This window comes from Thioclava sp. NG1 (assembly GCF_003122275.1).
Classification (GTDB): domain Bacteria; phylum Pseudomonadota; class Alphaproteobacteria; order Rhodobacterales; family Rhodobacteraceae; genus Thioclava; species Thioclava nitratireducens.
Genome location: NZ_QFBB01000002.1, coordinates 397,218 through 415,792, shown reverse-complemented (window position 1 = coordinate 415,792; position 18,575 = coordinate 397,218). Strand labels below are relative to the sequence as shown.

Annotated in this window: 19 protein-coding genes; 9 read left to right on the top strand and 10 right to left on the bottom strand. The window is 65.8% G+C overall.

Features of this window, described 5'->3' with window-relative positions:
• Positions 1 to 15: 15 nt before the first annotated feature.
• Genes DEM26_RS05100 through DEM26_RS05090 form a run of 3 tightly spaced genes read right to left on the bottom strand, consistent with a single transcriptional unit; the run spans position 16 to position 1,380 of the window.
• Positions 16 to 438, bottom strand: a complete 423-nt coding sequence (locus tag DEM26_RS05100; RefSeq protein ID WP_109171858.1) for an MliC family protein — start codon at positions 436 to 438, stop codon at positions 16 to 18.
• On the bottom strand, positions 435 to 812 hold the full coding sequence (locus DEM26_RS05095) for a cell division protein ZapA (RefSeq protein ID WP_075776082.1): 378 nt from the start codon (positions 810 to 812) through the stop codon (positions 435 to 437). Before DEM26_RS05095 ends, DEM26_RS05100 begins: the two co-directional genes overlap by 4 nt.
• Positions 805 to 1,380 carry a hypothetical protein gene (locus DEM26_RS05090; protein WP_088719018.1) on the bottom strand — a complete coding sequence of 192 codons (576 nt, stop codon included), beginning with the start codon at positions 1,378 to 1,380 and terminating at the stop codon, positions 805 to 807. The genes DEM26_RS05095 and DEM26_RS05090 overlap by 8 nt, the downstream gene beginning before the upstream one ends.
• Positions 1,381 to 1,581: 201 nt before the next feature.
• Here DEM26_RS05090 and tkt point away from each other — a divergent pair, with 201 nt between their 5' ends.
• From tkt to DEM26_RS05075, 3 genes are read left to right on the top strand one after another with little or no spacing between them, the layout of a single operon-like run.
• Entirely contained in the window at positions 1,582 to 3,600 is a 2,019-nt protein-coding gene (gene tkt / locus DEM26_RS05085) for a transketolase (RefSeq protein ID WP_109171857.1), read from the top strand.
• Between the two features lie 41 nt (positions 3,601 to 3,641).
• A complete protein-coding gene (locus DEM26_RS05080) occupies positions 3,642 to 4,529 on the top strand; it encodes a DMT family transporter (protein ID WP_158275080.1) in 888 nt (295 codons plus the stop codon).
• An 11-nt stretch (positions 4,530 to 4,540) separates the two neighbouring features.
• Complete coding sequence (locus DEM26_RS05075; protein ID WP_075776085.1) at positions 4,541 to 5,416, top strand: lysophospholipid acyltransferase family protein; 876 nt, start codon at positions 4,541 to 4,543, stop codon at positions 5,414 to 5,416.
• Between the two features lie 51 nt (positions 5,417 to 5,467).
• Here DEM26_RS05075 and DEM26_RS05070 read toward each other — a convergent pair whose 3' ends face one another.
• From DEM26_RS05070 to DEM26_RS05050, 5 genes are all read right to left on the bottom strand, one after another.
• Positions 5,468 to 7,069, bottom strand: a complete 1,602-nt coding sequence (locus DEM26_RS05070; protein WP_109171856.1) for an APC family permease — start codon at positions 7,067 to 7,069, stop codon at positions 5,468 to 5,470.
• Between the two features lie 119 nt (positions 7,070 to 7,188).
• Complete coding sequence (locus DEM26_RS05065) at positions 7,189 to 8,604, bottom strand: aldehyde dehydrogenase family protein (protein ID WP_109171855.1); 1,416 nt, start codon at positions 8,602 to 8,604, stop codon at positions 7,189 to 7,191.
• A 61-nt stretch (positions 8,605 to 8,665) separates the two neighbouring features.
• A complete protein-coding gene (locus tag DEM26_RS05060) occupies positions 8,666 to 9,451 on the bottom strand; it encodes a metal ABC transporter permease (protein ID WP_088719021.1) in 786 nt (261 codons plus the stop codon).
• Complete coding sequence (locus DEM26_RS05055; RefSeq protein ID WP_109171854.1) at positions 9,444 to 10,244, bottom strand: metal ABC transporter ATP-binding protein; 801 nt, start codon at positions 10,242 to 10,244, stop codon at positions 9,444 to 9,446. Before DEM26_RS05055 ends, DEM26_RS05060 begins: the two co-directional genes overlap by 8 nt.
• Positions 10,241 to 10,750, bottom strand: a complete 510-nt coding sequence (locus tag DEM26_RS05050) for a Fur family transcriptional regulator (RefSeq protein WP_369907736.1) — start codon at positions 10,748 to 10,750, stop codon at positions 10,241 to 10,243. Before DEM26_RS05050 ends, DEM26_RS05055 begins: the two co-directional genes overlap by 4 nt.
• Before the next feature lie 91 nt (positions 10,751 to 10,841).
• Here DEM26_RS05050 and DEM26_RS05045 point away from each other — a divergent pair, with 91 nt between their 5' ends.
• From DEM26_RS05045 to DEM26_RS05035, 3 genes are read left to right on the top strand one after another with little or no spacing between them, the layout of a single operon-like run.
• Positions 10,842 to 11,792, top strand: a complete 951-nt coding sequence (locus DEM26_RS05045; protein ID WP_109171853.1) for a zinc ABC transporter substrate-binding protein — start codon at positions 10,842 to 10,844, stop codon at positions 11,790 to 11,792.
• Positions 11,793 to 11,824: 32 nt separating this feature from the next.
• Positions 11,825 to 12,589 (top strand): 2-dehydro-3-deoxygalactonokinase, encoded by a 765-nt coding sequence (locus DEM26_RS05040; protein WP_109171852.1) that lies wholly within the window; start codon positions 11,825 to 11,827, stop codon positions 12,587 to 12,589.
• A gap of 35 nt (positions 12,590 to 12,624) precedes the next feature.
• Positions 12,625 to 13,155 (top strand): GbsR/MarR family transcriptional regulator, encoded by a 531-nt coding sequence (locus DEM26_RS05035; protein ID WP_075776093.1) that lies wholly within the window; start codon positions 12,625 to 12,627, stop codon positions 13,153 to 13,155.
• 34 nt (positions 13,156 to 13,189) lie between these two features.
• Here the strand turns inward: DEM26_RS05035 and DEM26_RS05030 are convergent, their stop codons facing one another.
• Both DEM26_RS05030 and secG read right to left on the bottom strand, forming a co-directional pair.
• Complete coding sequence (locus DEM26_RS05030) at positions 13,190 to 14,833, bottom strand: CTP synthase (RefSeq protein ID WP_075776094.1); 1,644 nt, start codon at positions 14,831 to 14,833, stop codon at positions 13,190 to 13,192.
• Positions 14,834 to 15,015: 182 nt separating this feature from the next.
• Positions 15,016 to 15,468 carry a preprotein translocase subunit SecG gene (gene secG, locus DEM26_RS05025; protein WP_075776095.1) on the bottom strand — a complete coding sequence of 151 codons (453 nt, stop codon included), beginning with the start codon at positions 15,466 to 15,468 and terminating at the stop codon, positions 15,016 to 15,018.
• A gap of 292 nt (positions 15,469 to 15,760) precedes the next feature.
• On the opposite strand from secG, the gene DEM26_RS05020 reads away from it, so the two are divergent.
• The 3 genes from DEM26_RS05020 to DEM26_RS05010 are packed head-to-tail and all read left to right on the top strand — an operon-like array spanning position 15,761 to position 18,521.
• Positions 15,761 to 17,056 carry an adenylosuccinate synthase gene (locus DEM26_RS05020; protein WP_075776096.1) on the top strand — a complete coding sequence of 432 codons (1,296 nt, stop codon included), beginning with the start codon at positions 15,761 to 15,763 and terminating at the stop codon, positions 17,054 to 17,056.
• 4 nt (positions 17,057 to 17,060) lie between these two features.
• Complete coding sequence (locus DEM26_RS05015; RefSeq protein ID WP_075776097.1) at positions 17,061 to 17,300, top strand: DUF2842 domain-containing protein; 240 nt, start codon at positions 17,061 to 17,063, stop codon at positions 17,298 to 17,300.
• Between the two features lie 42 nt (positions 17,301 to 17,342).
• The gene (locus DEM26_RS05010) at positions 17,343 to 18,521 is read left to right on the top strand and encodes an amidohydrolase (protein ID WP_109171851.1); all 1,179 of its coding nucleotides are present in this window, start codon (positions 17,343 to 17,345) and stop codon (positions 18,519 to 18,521) included.
• Positions 18,522 to 18,575 lie beyond the last annotated feature (54 nt).

Sequence of the window (18,575 nt, the reverse complement as noted above, 5' to 3'; positions counted from 1 at the left end):
ATCGCGTTGCGGCCCTCAGTCTTCCTGACAGGCGCGGAACAGCGGTTGCGCCTCGCCATCCTCGGCGATCCAGTCGAGCATCGCGCCGTGGCCCTTTGTCCACCACACATAACCCGCCTCGCCCTCGCCATCCTCGGCGTATCTCGCGCCGTCGGCAGAGCGGATACGGCTCATCACGACGAGCCGTCCCTGCAGGAACAGGGCGACGCGCTGGGGATCGGTGTCGTTAATGTAGGCCGCGTGCACTTCCGCGCCGCGCTCGCAATGATAGGTGACGGTCACCACCGGCTCTACCGTATCGCCGGTCGTCGGGTTGAGCGGCTCAAGCCGCTCGACGGGCGTGTCGTGTTGCCCCGATGGCGCCGCCGCATCCTGCGCCTCCACCGGCCCCGTCAGCGCGACGCCCGCGAGCAACACGCCAAATAGCGTCCGTCTCACGCGTCGTCCTCGACCCGGTCGGCGAGCGACTCCGCGCGTGCGGCGATCTCGGCCAGCGTCTCGGTCACTTCGGGCGGCAGGATCGGCACTTCGACATGGGCCGGGTTCGACTGCAATTCGTCGATCTTCGCCTGCAATTCGCCAAGACGGTTCATCGCGTCGCGCAGCTGATCCTCGATGCCCGCGGCCTTGTCGGCCAGCATCAGCCCCGACATCAAGAGCATCCGGTTCTCGGGCACGCGCCCGATCTGGCCCAGAAGCACCTGCGCCTCGCTGTCGAGCATCCCGGCAGCCGAGCGCAGGAAATGTTCTTCACCCTCTTGGCAGGCGACCTGAAAATCGCGGCCGCCGACGGAAATCGTCACCTCAGGCATCGGTCCCCTCCTCGCGGTTCGCCGCTTCGATGATCGGGTCGAGACCCGCGATGATCTGCTCAAGCTCGGCGCTTTCGCCGTCGCGCGCGGCGCGCAGGCTTTGCAGCTCGGCCATCAGCGCCTCGTCGGAGAAGGCCACGCCCTCGTCCATCAGCTTGCGATTGGCCGCGACCAGCGCCGCGTTGGCTTGCTTGAGGGCAGCGACCTCCTTGAAGGCAGATTCCTGCGCCCGGACGGCGGCTCCGTATTTGCGCTCCATCGCGCCCAGCGTGGTGTCCTGTTTCTCGCGGATCGCTCGGACGCGTTCGGAGAGTTGTGCGTTCGCTTCCTGCTCCGCGGCGAGCGCGGCTTTCAGTTCGGCCACCTCCGCCGGATCTGCGACAACTTCGGGCGGCGGCTCCGGTACCGGGGGCAGTTCCGCCTCGGCGGCCTCCGGCTCGGTTTGCTGCGCTGCGGATTGCGCTGCCTTGGCCTGCATTGCCTCGCGCTGCTTGAGCGCTTCGACCCCGCGCCCGATCCGTTCGAGCGCGAAAGCGATGCGGCGTTCGTATTCGGCGATATCACTCATGCACGCCTCCTCGTCCTCATGTTTTTCGCTTGCCATGGCCGAATCGCGGCCCGGCTGCGGATTTCGATCAGTCTAACCCTTTGCGACAGGGCAAGCCCACCCTTTTGCCCCAAGCACTTGTGGGCCACGCTTGATCTTGGGCCGATCCCTGCTATCAGGGGCGCGGACCCATCCAACTGCTGCCCCGCGAAAGGACGTTTCATGGAAATCGAAGAGCTGCGCGCCGCCCATCCTGAGCATTGGAAACTTGCCTCCGCGATCCGCGCATTGGCGATGGATGCGGTGCAGGCCGCCAATTCCGGTCACCCCGGCATGCCGATGGGTATGGCCGACGTGGCGACCGTTCTGTTCCAGAACCACCTGAAATTCGACGTGAAGAACCCGAAATGGGCTGACCGCGACCGCTTCATCCTTTCGGCCGGCCACGGCTCGATGCTGATCTATTCGCTGCTCTATCTCTGCGGCGATGAGAAGGTCACGCTCGACCAGATCAAGAACTTCCGCCAGTCGGGCGCGCTGACCGCGGGCCACCCCGAGAATTTCCTGCTCGACGCGGTGGAAACCACCACAGGGCCGCTCGGCCAGGGCCTCGCGACCTCGGTCGGCATGGCCATCGCCGAAGAGGCGCTGCGCGCGCAATGGGGCAAGAAGCTCGTCGATCACCGGACCTGGGTCATCGCAGGCGACGGCTGCCTGATGGAAGGCATCAGCCAGGAGGCCATCGGCCTTGCCGGGATGCAGGAACTGTCGAACCTGATCGTGCTGTGGGACAACAACGACATCACCATCGACGGCCGCGTGTCGATGTCGGACAAGACCGACCAGCGCAAGCGCTTCGAGGCGTCGGGCTGGACTGTCTTCGCCTGTGACGGCCACGATCCGGTTGCCATCGATGAGGCGCTGACCAAGGCGAAGCAAGCCAAGGGTCCGGTTCTGGTCGACTGCAAGACCATCATCGGCTTCGGCGCCCCCACCAAGGCCGACAGCTACTCCGCCCACGGCTCGCCGCTGGGCGACGAGGAGATCGCGCGCACCAAGGCGATCTACGGTTGGGATCACGGCCCGTTCGAAATCCCCGCCGACGTGAAGTCGCAATGGGAAGCGATCGGCACCCGCGGCGCAGCAGAGCGCGCCGAATGGGAGGAGCGCTTCGGCAAGCTCTCGGCGGCCAAGCAGGCCGAGTTCACGCGCATCATGGAAGGCGGCGTCTCGAAGAAGCTGACCGGCGCGATCCGCAAGTTCAAGAAGGAACAGGCCGAGGCCAAACCGAAGGTCGCGACCCGCAAGGCGTCCGAAATGGTTCTTGGCGTGATCAACGCCGCCTGCCCCGAGACCATCGGCGGCTCGGCCGACCTCACCGGCTCGAACCTCACGAAGTCAAAGGACATGACGGTCTTCAACGCGGAGAACCGCAAGGGTCGCTACATCCACTACGGCATCCGCGAGCATGGCATGGCCGCCGCGATGAACGGTCAGTGGCTGCATGGCGGCGTGCGCCCTTATGGCGGCACGTTCTTCTGCTTCACCGACTACGCGCGCGGCGCGATGCGTCTCTCGGCTCTGATGAAAGTGCCGACCGTCTATGTCATGACCCATGACTCGATCGGTCTGGGCGAAGATGGCCCGACGCACCAGCCGGTCGAGCATCTCGCGATTTGCCGCGCGACGCCGAACACGCTGACCTTCCGCCCCGCCGATGTCATCGAGACCGCCGAGGCGTGGGAAATCGCGATGAACCAGGAGGGCACGCCCTCGGTTCTGGCGCTGTCGCGTCAGGGTCTGCCGACGCTGCGCACCGAGTACAAGCCGCAGAACCTCACCGCGCGCGGCGCCTATGTTCTGGCCGAAGCCGATGGCAAGCGTCAGGTGATCCTGATGGCGACCGGCTCGGAAGTGGAAATCGCGCTGAAAGCTCGCGAGATGCTGCAGAAGGAAGCGATCGGTACCCGTGTCGTCTCGATGCCCTGCATGGAACTGTTCGCCGAGCAGGACGAGGCCTACCGCAAGCGCGTGCTGCCGCCGAACTCGGTCCGCGTGGCGGTCGAGGCCGCCGTGCGCCAGCCGTGGGACCGCTGGCTTCTGGGCGAGCGTGGCCGCGAGGCGAAAGCCGGCTTCGTGGGCATGGAGGGCTTCGGCGCCTCCGCCCCGGCAGGCGAGCTTTACGAGAAGTTCGGGATCACCCCCGAGGCCGTGGCCGAGAAGGTCAAGAGCCTCCTCTGATGGCTCTGCCCGGGTTGAAAGCGACAGCGAGGGGGCCCGGCGTGGCCCCCTCTTTACTTCCCGAGGGCGATCGCCCCGGGATGGGGATCGCGCTGATGCTCGGCGCGTTCTCGATGCTGACTCTGATGGACGCTTTCGCGAAACTTCTCGGGCAAGGTTACCACCCGCTTCTGATCGTCTGGGCGCGCTTCGCGGTGAATGCCGCCGTGCTGGCGGTCATCTATCGCGGCAGCCTGCCGCGCAGGCTTCGCAGTGCACAGCCGAAGTTCCAACTGGGCCGGGCCTTGTTCCAGATGGGTGCGATCGTTTCGTTCTTCTACGCGCTGAAACATGTCCCGCTGGCCACCGCGACCGCGCTTGGCGATCTGAACCCCGTGATCGTGACGCTCGGCGCCGCCCTGTTTCTGGGCGAGCGGCTGGGCCCACACCGCATCTTCGGCATCGCGGCCGCGTTCATCGGCGCGATGATCATCCTGCGCCCGGGTTTCGCGGGCTTTCATCCGGCAGCACTGTTGGCGCTACTCGCCGCCTTCAGCTTCGCGGGCGCGGTGCTGCTGACGCGCTACCTGCGCGGCGATAGCGCGGCCACCTCGCAGCTCTGGTCCGCCTATACCGGGCTTGCGCTTTCCTCGCTCGCCCTGCCCTTCATATGGCAGCCGATCGCGCTCTCCGATCTGTGGGTTTTCCTCGGCCTCGGGCTTGCGGGTAGCCTCTCGCAATTTCTGCTGATCCGCGCCTTCGCGCTGGCCGAGGCCTCGACGCTGGCACCGTTCGGCTATTCGGGTCTGCTGTTCGCGTCCTTCTGGGGCTGGTTGATGTTCGGACAGTTTCCCGATGGGTTCACGATCGCCGGGGCGCTTGTGATCGTAGGGGCTGGCCTCTATGTCTGGTCGCGTGAGCGCCGAGCTGCGCGCCAAGCCAGAGCCTGACACCCGAAACGATGAAGTACCGCGAACCCACCTTGTCCGACCGCGTCTCGAATGCCCTTTTCGTGGCGGTGATGCGGCTGGTCCAGCGGCTACCCTACGAGCGGCGCATCCCGGCGGCGGGGCGGATGGTGGCGCGGCTCGCGCCGGTCCTTGGCTTCACCCGCAAAATCCGCGAGAACCTTGCGATCGCCTGTCCTGATCTGTCCGAGGACGAGATCAAGCGGCTGCAGCGCGAGATGCCCGACAATCTGGGCCGCATGTTGGCGGAGATCTATTCCGGCGAGGAATTCGTGGCCCGCGTGCGCGATCTGCCGATCGAAGGCCCCGGGGCCGAGACGCTGGAAGCCGCCCATCGCGAGGGGCGTCCGGTCGTTCTGGCTGCGGGCCATTTCGGCAATTACGACGCGTGGCGCGCGGCGCTTGCAGGGCGCGGCTACCGGGTCGGCGCGATCTACCGCCCGATGAACAACCCGCTCTTCAACGAACAATATGTCTCGACCATTTCCGCCATCGCCGAGCCGCTGTTCTCGCGCTCGCGCCGGGGTTTGGGCGACATGATAAAGTTCCTGCGCGATGGCGGGATGGTCGCCTTCGGCTTCGATCAGCATTTCAGCAAGGGCGCGGAATTGAGCTTCTTCGGCCTGCCCGCCTTCACACCTCTGTCTGCGGCGGAAATGGCGCTGAAGATGAAGGCCGATCTGGTGCCGATCTACGCGATCCGCCAGCCCGACGGGCTCAGCTTCAGGATCTACGCTGACAAGCCCGTGCCCCATACCGACCCCGAAACGATGACCCAGACCCTCAATGACGGGCTGGAGGAGATGATCCTCAAGCACATGGAGCAATGGCTCTGGATTCATCGCCGCTGGAAGGGGAAACGCAAATAAGAAAAGGCGCGCGAGATTTTCTCGCGCGCCTTTTTGGCCTCTCGGACCGGCTCAGTTGCCGCGCTGGATCCGCTCCATCAGCGCGCCGGTTTCTTCCGCCGGAAGTGCCGCGCGCAGCGCGAACCAGATCACGACCAGCGACCACACCGCGACGAGGGCCATCCCACCCCAGAAGTTCAGCACCCCCAGCGCGTGATCCGAAGTGCCGAGCGCGGTGATGATCCAGAGCCCGCCGAACCACAGCGCGAGCCAGCCGATATGGCGCCAGCCGAACTCGGAGGCGGATTTCTTCTGCACGACGTGGAAGACGAGCGCGTAGATGGCGAAGCCCACGAGCAGCATCCCGAACAGGATCGAGTCGGTGTAGAACCCGGTCCAGTAGATCACGAGGTTCGAGGCAATGAAGGCCAGTGGTGCAAGGAACTCCGCCCCTTTCAGACGGAACGCACGCTCGGCATCGGGCTGCGACCGGCGCAGCACCATCAGCACGATCGGACCAAGGCCATAAGTCAGAACCGTGATCGAGCTGATATAGCCCACCAGCAATTGCCACGCCGGGAAGGGCAGCAGGAAGAAAACGCCCACGGCCCACATCACCGCAACCGCCAGCCACGGCACGCCGTGACGGGTGGTATGCGTCAGCGCGCTCGGCCCGCTATCGGTATCGCCCACGGCATAGAGGATGCGCGAGCCGCCAGTGACGTAGATCAGCCCCGTCCCGCCGGGCGAGATATAGGCGTCCACGTAGAGGAGCAGCGCCAGCCAGCCCATGCCGAGCGTCGCGGCGAGACCGGCGAAGGGACCCGCGGAACCTTTGAAGCTCAGGGACGACCAGCCATTCGCCAGATCGCCCTTCGAGAGGGCCATGATGAAGGCCACTTGCAGCAGGATATAGACGATCGCGGCAAGAATGACCGAGCCGATCACCGCCATCGGGATATTGCGGCCGGGATTGGCGCTCTCGCCGCCCAAGTCGATCGCCGTGCGGAAGCCGAGGAACGAGAACACGATCCCTGCGGCCGGAATCGCGGTGAACATGCCTTGCGCCTTGTAGGTGCCCGGAGCCGCATGCCAGACGCCCCAATGGGACGAAGCCGCGATCAGGCCGACCACGGTGATCAGAGGCACCGCGATCTTCCACCACGTCACCGTATTGTTAACCTTCAGCAGCGCCTTGATCGCCAGCAGGTTCAGCAACGCCAGAACGCTCAGGAGAAGCGCGGAGGTGATGAAGCCCACCAGCGTCAGCGTGCCCGTCCCGTCTCCGCGCAGAAAATAGGGCAGGTAATTGTTCGCATAGGTCACGATCCCCTCGGCCTCGACCGCAGGCACCGGCGCATAGCTGAGAAACAGCATCCAGCCCCAGAGCCTACCCAAGGTCGCACCGTGGCTCGCGTGGCTCATATGGACCAGCGCGCCGGATTTGGAGAACATCGTGGAGAGTTCGGCGAAGCACAGCGCGATCAGCATGATGATCGCCGCCCCGACCACCCAGGACCAGACCGAGAGCGGCCCAGCGATTTTCGAGGCGTGATAGGCCCCGAAGAGCCAGCCCGAGCCGATCATCGACGTCGTGGAGGCGAAGAGCAGCCCGATGACCCCGGCGTCCCGCCGCAGCTTGCCTCCTCCCGCCATCGTTTCGGTTGATGCCATTGGTGAATCCCCTGTTTCTTATTGATCACAGGAGTTCAACTAGGGCGCGATCTCGCCAACCGGAGCGATTACACGGGCTTGTGGCGGAACGCGATCACGCGTGAAATCCGCAGTCAGCCTTAGCGCAGAAATTTCTGGGCGAGCTTCGCCATGCGTCCGCTGCGATAGGGCGGCATCAGCATCGCAAGCGGCGCGAAACGGTTCTCGAGCACGGGTTTGAGATGAGTAAATGCCTCGAAGCCCCAATGGCCATGCGCCGCACCCACGCCCGAATTGCCGATCCCGCCGAAGGGCAGGTTCTGGTGCAGGTAATGAACCAGCGCGACATTGATGCCCACCGCGCCGGAACTGGTTGCGCGGCGCAATCGGTCGATCAAGCCGCGGTCGCGCTCGAAGATGTAAAGGGCGAGCGGCTTCGGCCCGGCCTCGATCCGCGTCACCACATCCACCGCATCGTCGAAGGGAATGACCGGCAGGACGGGACCGAAAATCTCCTCCTGCTCGACCGTCATCGACGGATCGGTGCCCATCAGGACGGTCGGCGCGATATAGCGGCTCTGCGCCTCACCGGTTGCGCCGGTCAGCGCCTTTGCGCCCGCTGACTGCGCGCTCTCGATCATGCCCATGAGCCGGGCGAAATGATCCGGGTTGATGATCCGCGCGAGATCGCGCGAGGCCGCCTGCGCCTCTTCCGTCTTGCCATACATCCGCGCAATCGCGGCTTTCAGCTCGGCCAGGAACGGGGCCTCGACCTGCTTGGCGACATAGACGTGATCGGGGGCGATGCAGGTCTGACCGGCATTCGCGAACTTGCCCCAGGCGATCATGCGCGCGGCCTTTTTCAGGTCGGCGCCGGGGCCGACGATGACCGGGGATTTGCCGCCCAGCTCCAACGTCACGGAGGTGAGATGCTTCGCCGCCGCCGCCATCACGATCTTGCCCACCCGCGGCGAGCCGGTGAAGAAAATGTGATCGAAAGGTTGCTCTAGCAGTTCCTGACTGACCTCGACCCCGCCCTGCACCACACGCACGAGATCGGCAGGTAGCGCCTCGTCGACGATCTGCGCGATCACGGCGGCGCTGGCCGGGGCCAGCTCTGAGGGTTTGACGATCGCGGCACAGCCCGCCGCGATGGCCGAAACCAGCGGCCCGAGCGACAGCGCCAGCGGGTAGTTCCACGGCGCGATGATCAGCGCGGTGCCCTTCGGCTCCGGCACGATCCGCGCGCGGGTGCCCAACATCGCACGGGTCGGGCGCACCCGACGCACTTTCGTCCACGTTTTCAGATTGCGCAACGCGTGCGAAATCTCCGCCTGAACGGGCAGGATCTCGGTCAGGCGAATTTCGGCCTCGGGCTTGGCGAAATCCTCCGCCAGCGCTGCGAGGATCTCCGCCTCGCAATCATGGATCGCGCGCGAGAGCGCCTGCAGCGCCGCGCGCCGTTGCGCCGGATCGAAAGCCATGCGGCGCTGCGGGTTGCCCGCCGCTAGGTCGACGAAAATCTGCGCCGGGGTCTTGAAACTGCGATGATCCATCGAGGCTCCTTTGTCGCGCATCTCACCGCGCGGGACGGGAATTGGCAAGCGGCAGCGCGGCTTAGCGCGCGCGACGCAGCGGCAGGGACAGCACGAAGAGCACAGCGGAGGCCGCCACGATCGTCGGACCCGCAGGCGTGTCGAACTGCAACGAGCCCCATAGCCCGAGCAGCACCGAGGCGATCCCCACTCCGGTCGCGCCCGCCGCCATCGCCTCCGGCCCGCGCGCAAATTGCCGCGCCGTAGCCGCCGGGACGATCAGCAACGCCGCGATCAGAAGCGCACCGACGATCTTGATCGCCACCGCCACGGTCAGCGCCAGCGCGATGGTCAATGCCATCTGCTCGCGTCGCGGGTCGAGCCCGGAAGACATCGCCAGCTCGTCATTGATCGTCGCGGTCAGCAGCCCCTGCCAGCGCCATGCCAGAAGCGCTGCGACGACTGCGGCCCCACCCCAGACTACGGCCAGATCGCTGCGCGACACGGCGAGGATATCACCGAACAGCCAAGCCGACAGGTCGACCCGCAGCCCCGATTGCAGCGACGCCGCGACGAGGCCGAAGGCCAGCGCGGAATGGGCGAGCACCCCCAAGAGCGTGTCCATCGCATGGCCGCGCCCCGAGAGCCGCGCGACGGTGAGCGCCATCGCCAGCGCCACGCCAAGCGTGCCGAGATAGACCGAGATGCCGAAGGCGAAGCTAAGTGCCACGCCGAGGATCGCCGCATGGGCGGTCGCATCGCCGAAATAGGCCATGCGCCGCCACACAACGAAAGAGCCCAGAGGCCCGGTCGCGAAAGTCAGGCCGATCCCGGCCAACGCCGCGCGGAAAAGAAAATCGTCAAACATGCGCCTGCCCGTGCGTTTGAGTGCCGTCCTTCGCCGCGTCGTCGGCGTGATCGTGATCGTGGCTGCAGGTTGCGTGATCCGCATGTTCGCCATGATCGTGGCTGTGCTGATAGAGCGCGAAGGCCCCTTGCGTGCCCATCCCGAATAGCGCGCGATATTCCGGCGCCTCGGCCACCACCTTCGGCGTCCCCTGACAGCAGACATGGCCGTTGAGGCAGATCACCCTGTCCGAGGCCGACATCACGACGTGCAGATCGTGACTGACCATCAGCACCGCGCAGCCGGTTTCCTGACGGACCTCCTCGATCAGCTTGTAGAACCCCGCCGTGCCGGGCTGGTCGAGCCCCTGCGTCGGCTCGTCGAGGATCAGGATCTGCGGCTCGGACAGCAGGGCGCGCGCCAGAAGCACACGTTGAAACTGCCCGCCCGAGAGCCGCGAAATCTGCCGCCCGCCCAAATGCGGAACGCCGGTGCGCTCCAAAGCGGCCTCGGCGCGGGCGTTCGAGACGCGCTTGGGTAGCGACAGGAACCGGCGCACGGTCAGCGGCAGGCTCGCATCGACATGCAGCTTTTGCGGGACGTAACCGATCCGCAGCCCGGCCTCACGGCTCACTTTGCCCCGCGCCGCACGCTCTAACCCAATCAGGGCGCGGATCAGCGTCGATTTCCCCGACCCGTTGGGCCCGACGATGGTAACGATCTCGCCGGAGGAAATCGTGAAGTCGACGCCGTGAAGCACCTCGACCTCGCCATGGCGCACGCTCAGACCCTGCGCCGTGATCAACTCGCTCATTGCGCCTCCTCGGCGGCGCAGTTGGGGCAGAGCCCCAGCGCCTCTACGGTGGCCCGCTCGACATGGAAATTCAACCGCTCGGCCGCGCCCTGCAACGCGTGACGCACCTCGTCGGCCCCTTCTTCGGGGCCGGCCTCGGCGACTTCGCCACAGTTGCGGCAGATCAGGAAAACCGGCGCATGTTTTTCGCCCGGGCTCATGCAGGCGGCGAAGGCGTTGAGGCGACGCACGCGATGCGCGAGACCGTGCTCGACAAGGAATTCCAGCGCGCGATAGGCGACGGGCGGCTGCTTGCCGTACCCATCCGCCGCGAGCCGGTCGAGCACTTCGTAGGCCCCCATAGCCCGATGTTCTTCCAGCAGTATTTCCAGTGCACGCTTACGCACAGGAGTCAGCCGCGCGCCCTTTTCGGCGGCGACAGCCTCGGCGCGCGCCAGCGTCGCGCCGGCGCATCGGCTGTGGTCATGCGGCGTGAAAGCCTTTGCGGAAGAGGTCGAAGAACCCACGAGCATGTTACCTTATCACATTTTTTCTTGACGAGTGATTTTATAACATACATTTTCCGCTCCTCAGATCAAGCTGGACAGGAGACATCAGATGCGCCCCACCCTTCCCGTTCTCGTGAGCGCCCTTGCCGCACTGCCCGCCCTCGCCCAAGCCGAGGTGCCCAGTGTCGTGACCGATGTTCCGCCGGTGCAGTCACTCGTCGCGCAGGTGATGGGCGATCTGGGGCAGCCGGAGGTTCTGCTCGGCCAGAATTCCGACGCGCATCACTATCAACTGAAGCCCAGCCAGGCACGCGATCTGCAAGACGCGGACCTCGTCTTCTGGGTCGGCCCGCGGCTGACGCCGTGGCTCGAACGCGCGATCGACGGCGTCGGGGTGAAAGGCCAGTCGGTCGAATTGCTTCACGCGCCCGGCACGACCCTGCGAAGCTTCTCGGTGCCGGACCCGCATGATCACAGCGTCGACGCCGACGCGGATCACGCCGAGGCCGGGAATGGGGACCACGCCGAAGTCGACCAGATGACCGATCCGCATGCGTGGCTCGACCCCGACAATGCGAAGCTCTGGCTCGGTCTGATCGCCGAAGACCTCTCCAAGGCCGATCCCGAACATGCCGAGACCTACGCGGCCAACTCCGAAGCCGCGCAAGCGCGGATCGAGACGCTCGACGCCAAGCTCAAGGCCGAGTTCGCGCCGGTCGCGGACAAGCCTTTCCTCGTCTATCACGCGGCGTACGGCTATCTCGCCGATCATTACGGCCTGACCATCATGGGCGCGCTTTCCCCAAGCGATGCCTCCACCCCGGGGGCCGCCCATCTGGTGAGCCTGCGCGAAGAGGCGTCGGCCAAGGAAGCCGTCTGCGCCTTCCCGGAAGCGAACCACGACCCGAAAATGGTCGAAATCCTCGTCGATGGGACGCCGGTGAGGCTCGGCAAATCGCTCGATCCTTCCGGCACCGCGCTGACCTATGGCCCCGGTCTCTATGAGGACCTGATGCAAGGAATGGCGGACACGATCACCGCCTGCCTGTCGCAGGGTTGATCCCGCACCACCTCCATGCGATCTGATGCGCCATGGCTGGTTGGATCGCACTCACGGAAGAATTCGGGCGCTGGCGCGCCGCACATGTGTCGGACGGGGCGGTGACCGACCGCAAAACCGGGCCCGCCGCGCGCCCGCTCTTGCCTGAAGGGGCTGCTGCCGTCGTGGCGGCCTCCACTGCAGGCCCTGACCTTCGCGCGCTTCCCTGCACGCCTCGCCCCGACGGAGCGCTGCCGCTAACCGAGATCGGCGGGCAAAGCTACCCCGCCCTGCCCGGCCTCATCCAAGACAGCGACGGCACCGAGATCACGGCCCCCGAGGCCGCCCGAATCGCCGGTATCCTCGCAGGCATCCCGCAATTCGATGGCGTGATCTGGATTTGCGGCGCAAGCGCGATCTGGGCGCATATCTCGGCGGGCGAAGTCGTCAGCGCGATGCGCGCAGGCTCCGCCGCGATGCTGGCCGCGCTCGGCGCACCGCTCGAAGCCGGCGACGGGTTCGACGCAGCTCTCGCCGATACGCTTTCGCGCCCCGAACGCCTCGCCCGCGAATTGGCCCCGCTCAGCCTTGGACGCCACACCCCGCGCGCCGCCGGCGCCGTGCTGGGCGCGGAACTCGCCGCGGCGAAACCGTGGTGGCTGGGCCAGACCGTGCTGGCGCTGTCCTCCGCCTCCGCCCCCGGCTGGTCGGAAATTTGCGCCCGTGGCTTGCAAGCGCAGGGCGCGCAGGTCACTTTGGGCGACGGAGAGGCCGCGCTGATCGCGGGACTGTCCGCGGCGCGCCGGCCCGGCGCGTAACCCGGCGGCAGAGACAGGCGGCAGAGGATGAATGCATGAGTGATACCGAACTGCCCGAAGCCTTCGCCGAACTCGCCCCCCGTTTCGGATTTTCCCGCCCCGCCGGCCGCTGCCTCGGCGCGATCTGGCGCGCGGCTCAAGCGCCCTCGGCCGACGATTTGGTCGCGCAGCTTGGGTTGTCGCGCTCCAACGTCTCGACCGCGTTGAAGGAATTGCGCGATGCGGGCCTCGTGCAGGCGGCCCGGTCCCCTGGCTCGCGCAAGGATTACTTCGTCGCCCCGACCGAGCCGTGGGAACTGGCGCGGCTGATGCTGGCCGAGCGCGAACGTCGCGTGATCGGCCCCGCACGTGATCACCTATCCGCCCTGGAGGCCCGCAGCGCCGATCCGCGGGCGGCGGCCTTGTGTGAACTCCTCGACGCGGCCTCGGGCTATATACAGGCGCTGATCCGCCTCGATCCGACCGAACTGGCCCGGCATATCGACCCCGCACGCGGCGGCGGTCAGACCGGGAAACCCGCACCGAAAACCTCCAAGAAGAAAAAGAAAAAAGCCGCGCAGGGATAGGCGCGGCTTTCTCGATTTCAGAGGGAAGCCGGGATCACACCAACCGGCTCTGATCCAACGCGGCCTTGATGAAGCCCGCGAACAGCGGATGCGGAGCGAAGGGCTTCGATTTCAGCTCGGGATGGAACTGCACGCCGATGAACCACGGGTGATCCTTGTGCTCGACGATCTCGGGAAGGCGGCCATCGGGCGACATGCCGGAGAAGGTCATCCCGCATTTCTCCAACGGCTCGCGATACTTGATGTCGACCTCATAGCGGTGGCGGTGACGCTCCTCGATATCGGTCGCGCCATAGACCTCGGCGACCTTCGAGCCCTCCTTCAGCGCCGCCGTGTAGGCGCCCAGGCGCATGGTGCCGCCCTTGTCGTCGGTGACCTTGCGCTCGACCCTGTGGTTGCCCTGCACCCATTCCTTGAGGTGATAGACGACCGGGGTGAAGCGCTTCTTGCCCGCCTCGTGATCGAACTCTTCCGAGCCCGCATCATTGACGCCCGCGAGGTTCCGCGCGGCCTCGATGACGGCCATCTGCATACCCAGACAGATGCCCAGGTAAGGAACGCCCTTTTCGCGCGCGAATTGGGCGGCGCGGATCTTGCCCTCGGTGCCGCGCTCACCGAAGCCACCGGGCACAAGGATCGCGTGGTAGTTTTCCAGATAAGGTGCCGGATCTTCGTTCTCGAAAATCTCGGCGTCGATCCATTCGGCCTTCACGCGCACCCGGTTCGCCATCCCGCCATGGGTCAGCGCCTCGGCGATCGACTTGTAGGCGTCTTCGAGCTGAACGTATTTGCCCACGATCGCGACGCGCACCTCGCCCTCGGCATGATCGAGACGGTCCATCACGTCTTCCCAGCGGCTCAGCTCCGGCTTCGGCGCGGGAGAGATGCCGAACGCATCCAGCACCGCCTGATCGAGACCGACGCGGTGATAGGCCAGCGGCGCCTCGTAGATCGACTTGAGATCGTAGGCGGGGATCACCGCCTCGGGGCGCACGTTACAGAACAGCGCGATCTTGCCGCGCTCCTTGTCGGGGATCGGCTGCTCCGAGCGGCAGACCAGCACGTCGGGCTGGAGGCCGATAGAGCGCAGTTCCTTGACCGAGTGCTGCGTCGGCTTGGTCTTCAGCTCGCCGGACGCCGCCAGATAGGGCAGCAGCGTGAGATGCATGAAGATCACCTGACCGCGCGGTCGGTCCTGGCTGAACTGACGGATCGCTTCGAAGAAGGGTAGACCTTCGATATCGCCCACCGTGCCGCCGATCTCGCACAGCATGAAATCGACCTCGTCATCGCCGACATCGAGGAAATCCTTGATCTCGTTGGTCACGTGCGGGATCACCTGGATCGTCTTGCCCAGATACTCCCCGCGGCGCTCCTTCTCGAGCACGTTGGTGTAGATCCGCCCCGAGGAGATCGAGTCGGTCTTGCGGGCCGAAACCCCGGTGAATCGTTCGTAGTGACCAAGGTCGAGATCGGTCTCCGCCCCGTCATCGGTGACGAAAACCTCGCCATGCTCGAACGGGCTCATCGTGCCCGGATCAACGTTCAGATAGGGATCGAGCTTGCGCAGCCGAACCGAAAAGCCGCGTGCTTGCAGCAATGCCCCCAGGGCGGCGGATGCCAAACCCTTTCCGAGCGACGAGACGACGCCGCCGGTAATGAAGACATAACGTGCCATGAAGACCCCCGTGATCTGCGAAATTCGAATGGTTTCCCTGCCCCAAGAGGGTCAGGATCACGGGATTTAATGCTTACACGATTCGCGGCCTGCCCGCAACCAGACCGCAAGCTATTGAGTTTGGATAGGACGCACCCGCAAGTTTTTGTGGGTGCGAACCGATGGTTGACTGAAGTGACGGCTTAGTTGGCGGCGGGCGGCGTGACCGGACCGCTTTGCGTATCCGTCGTGGTTTCGCCCGCGTTTCCGCCGGTCGAGGCATCCGAACCGCTGGCAGGCGGCGGCATCACCACGTCGAGCGAGGGCGTCGAACCGGTCGTGTCATTGGCCGGCGCGGTATCCGCCGGCGCGCTTTGCTGGGGCGCAGCGGTGTCGACCACCGAGCCGGTGCCCGCTTTCTGCGCGGCCAGAACCGTCAGCGTCACCGAGGTCGCGAAGAAGCCGGCGGCCAGAACCCAGGTCACGCGGGTCAGCGCATTGGCGGCCTGCCGACCGGTCATCAACCCGCCTACGCCACCGCCGGAGCTGTTGGACGACCCCATGCCGAGACCACCCCCTTCGGAGCGTTGCAGGAGCACCACGCCAATCAGCAGCAGCGCGAGGATCAGGTGGATCGAGAGAACGACGTTTTCCATGAACGGGTCCGGGCCTTCTTTCTTGCGACGCGCCTATCTAGGCGGATGAGGCTGAGGGCGCAAGGCCGCATAGGCGGATTTTCGGCTTTCGCGGGGTCAAATCGGCCCACGCCCGGCCTACACGCGCGCTTTGACTTTCGTATTGGCCCAAATATCCCCGCCGGAGGCTCCTGCGCTGCCCGCCTGCGCGCGGCGTATGGATAGAGCGATCGCCTCTCGCAAATGCGGTCTTTCGCCCCGCGCGCTCAGCCGCTATACCTCGCGCGGTTTTACACCTGCCAAGGAGAGAGCAATGGCCAATGTCGTCGTCGTCGGCGCCCAATGGGGTGACGAGGGGAAAGGCAAGATCGTGGACTGGCTCAGCGAGCGCGCGGACGTGATCGCGCGGTTTCAGGGCGGTCATAACGCGGGCCATACGCTCGTGATCGACGGCAAGGTATACAAGCTCAACGCACTGCCTTCGGGCGTGGTGCGGGGCGGCAAACTCTCGGTGATCGGCAACGGCGTCGTGCTCGACCCGTTCCACCTGCTCGCCGAGATCGAGAAGATCCGCGACCAGGGGGTGGAGATCACCCCCGAGACGCTGATGATCGCGGAGAACACCCCGCTGATCCTGCCGATTCACGGCGAGCTCGACCGCGCCCGCGAGGAAGCGGCCTCGAAAGGCACCAAGATCGGCACCACCGGCCGCGGTATCGGCCCGGCCTACGAAGACAAGGTGGGTCGCCGTTCGGTCCGCGTGGCCGATCTCGCCGATGACGCGACGCTGGAGGCCCGCGTCGACCGCGCGCTGCAGCACCACGATCCGTTGCGCAAGGGGCTCGGTATCGAAGCGATCGACCGCGACGCGCTGATCGCCAAGCTCAAGGAAGTCGCCCCCGAGATCCTTAAATACGCGGCCCCCGTCTGGAAAGTGCTCAACGAGCAGCGCAAGCAGGGCAAGCGTATCCTCTTCGAAGGCGCCCAGGGCTCGCTGCTGGATATCGACTTCGGCACTTACCCCTTCGTGACTTCGTCGAACGTGGTCGCAGGTCAGGCTGCGGCCGGCACCGGCATGGGTCCGGGCGCGATCGATTTCGTGCTCGGGATCGTCAAGGCCTACACCACCCGTGTAGGCGAAGGCCCCTTCCCGACCGAGCTGGACGACGAGGACGGCAACCGCCTCGGCACGCGCGGCCATGAATTCGGCACCGTCACGGGCCGCAAGCGTCGCTGCGGCTGGTTCGACGCGGCCCTGGTGCGTCAGACCTGCGCGATCTCGGGCGTGAACGGCATCGCGCTGACCAAGCTCGACGTGCTCGACGGGTTCGAAACGATCAAAATCTGCACCGGCTACGAACTCGATGGCGAGAAGCTCGACTATCTGCCAACCGCCGCGGAAGAGCAAAAGCGCTGCATCCCCGTCTATGAAGAGATCGAAGGCTGGGCCGAATCGACCGAAGGCGCGCGCAGCTGGGCCGATCTTCCGGCCGCCGCGATCAAATATGTTCGCCGGATCGAGGAACTGATCGACTGCCCGGTCGCGATGCTTTCGACCTCGCCCGAGCGCGACGACACGATCCTCGTGACCGACCCCTTCGCGGATTGATCCGATGGCGCTGAGCTACAAGGCCCGTCGCCGCCTCTCGCTTCTGGCCCTCGTCGTGGGGTTGCCCGCCTATGTCGTCGTCGCCGTCACGGTGGTGAACTGGGCGGGCGCGCGCTGGGGGCGGCTGCCGATCTGGGCGGAGTTCTGCGTCTATGTCGTGCTCGGCGTGCTTTGGATCGCGCCGCTCAAGCCGATCTTCAAAGGTGTCGGCAAGGACGATCCGGATGATCCACCGCGCGAGTGACACCCTCTGGCGGGCGCGCCGGAAAACGGGCAGGTTAGTCTCATGACCAGCGCGCCTTTCCCCCTCCCGCCCGACAGCCTAACCAATTCCGACATCACGGAATTGACCGCGTGGCGGCACCGTCTGCATCAGGATCCCGAGCTTTCGGGCGAGGAACGCGACACCGCCGCGCGGGTCGTCGCGATGCTGCTGCCAACCGCACCCGACCGGACGCTGACCGAGCTTGGCGGGCACGGGGTCGCCGCAATCTACGACGGCGCGGAGCCCGGACCCACAATCCTGTTGCGCTGCGAACTGGACGCGCTGCCGATCCATGAGACCGGCGCCCCGCCCTACCGCTCCAACTTTCCCGGCAAAGGGCATCTGTGCGGCCATGACGGGCATATGGCGATTCTCGCGGGAGTCGCACGCTGGCTGTCGCGCAACCGTCCCGCCCGTGGCCGCGCGGTCTTGCTGTTCCAACCGGCCGAAGAGACCGGCGCAGGGGCTGCAGCCGTGATTGCCGATCCGCGCTTTGTCGAGATAGCGCCCGACCTGTCCTTCGCCTTGCACAACATGCCGGGCGTCCCTCTCGGAACGGCGGCGCTGCAGGACGGGGTAATGAACTGCGCCTCGCGCGGCATGAAGATCACGCTCACCGGCTGGACCGCTCATGCTTCGTTACCAGAAAGCGGTCGCTCCCCTGCCCCGGCGCTGGCCAGGCTGCTGACCGATCTAACGGCGCTCGGCAACGCGTTGCACCAAAGCGATCCCGATTTCGCGCGCGTCAGCGTCACCCATGCGCGGCTCGGTGAGCCTGCCTTCGGCGTCGCCCCCGGCGCAGCAGAGCTTTGGGCGACCCTGCGCACCCAGCGCGATGCGGGGATGGCGGGGCTCGTCGACAAGGCCGAGGCGATGGTGCGTGACGCCGCCGATGCGCTCGGGCTGGAGCGCGAGATCACCTATCATGATATCTTTCGCCATTGCGAAAACGCCCCCGAAGCGAATGGCATCCTGCGGGGGGCGCTTCAGGCCGAGGGGATCGAGACCACCGAGACCGATCTACCGATGCGCGCCTCCGAGGATTTCGGTCGTTTTGCCGATCACGGACCCGCGGCGATGGCGCTTCTGGGCGCAGGCGACCGCCCGGCCCTGCACAATCCCGATTACGACTTTCCCGACGAGCTGATCGCCCCCGGCGCGCGCGTGCTGATACAATGCCTGCGCGCACGGCTCTATTGATCCAATAAGAAAGGGCGGCCCCGAAGGACCGCCCTTTTCTGATCTTTCGCCGGG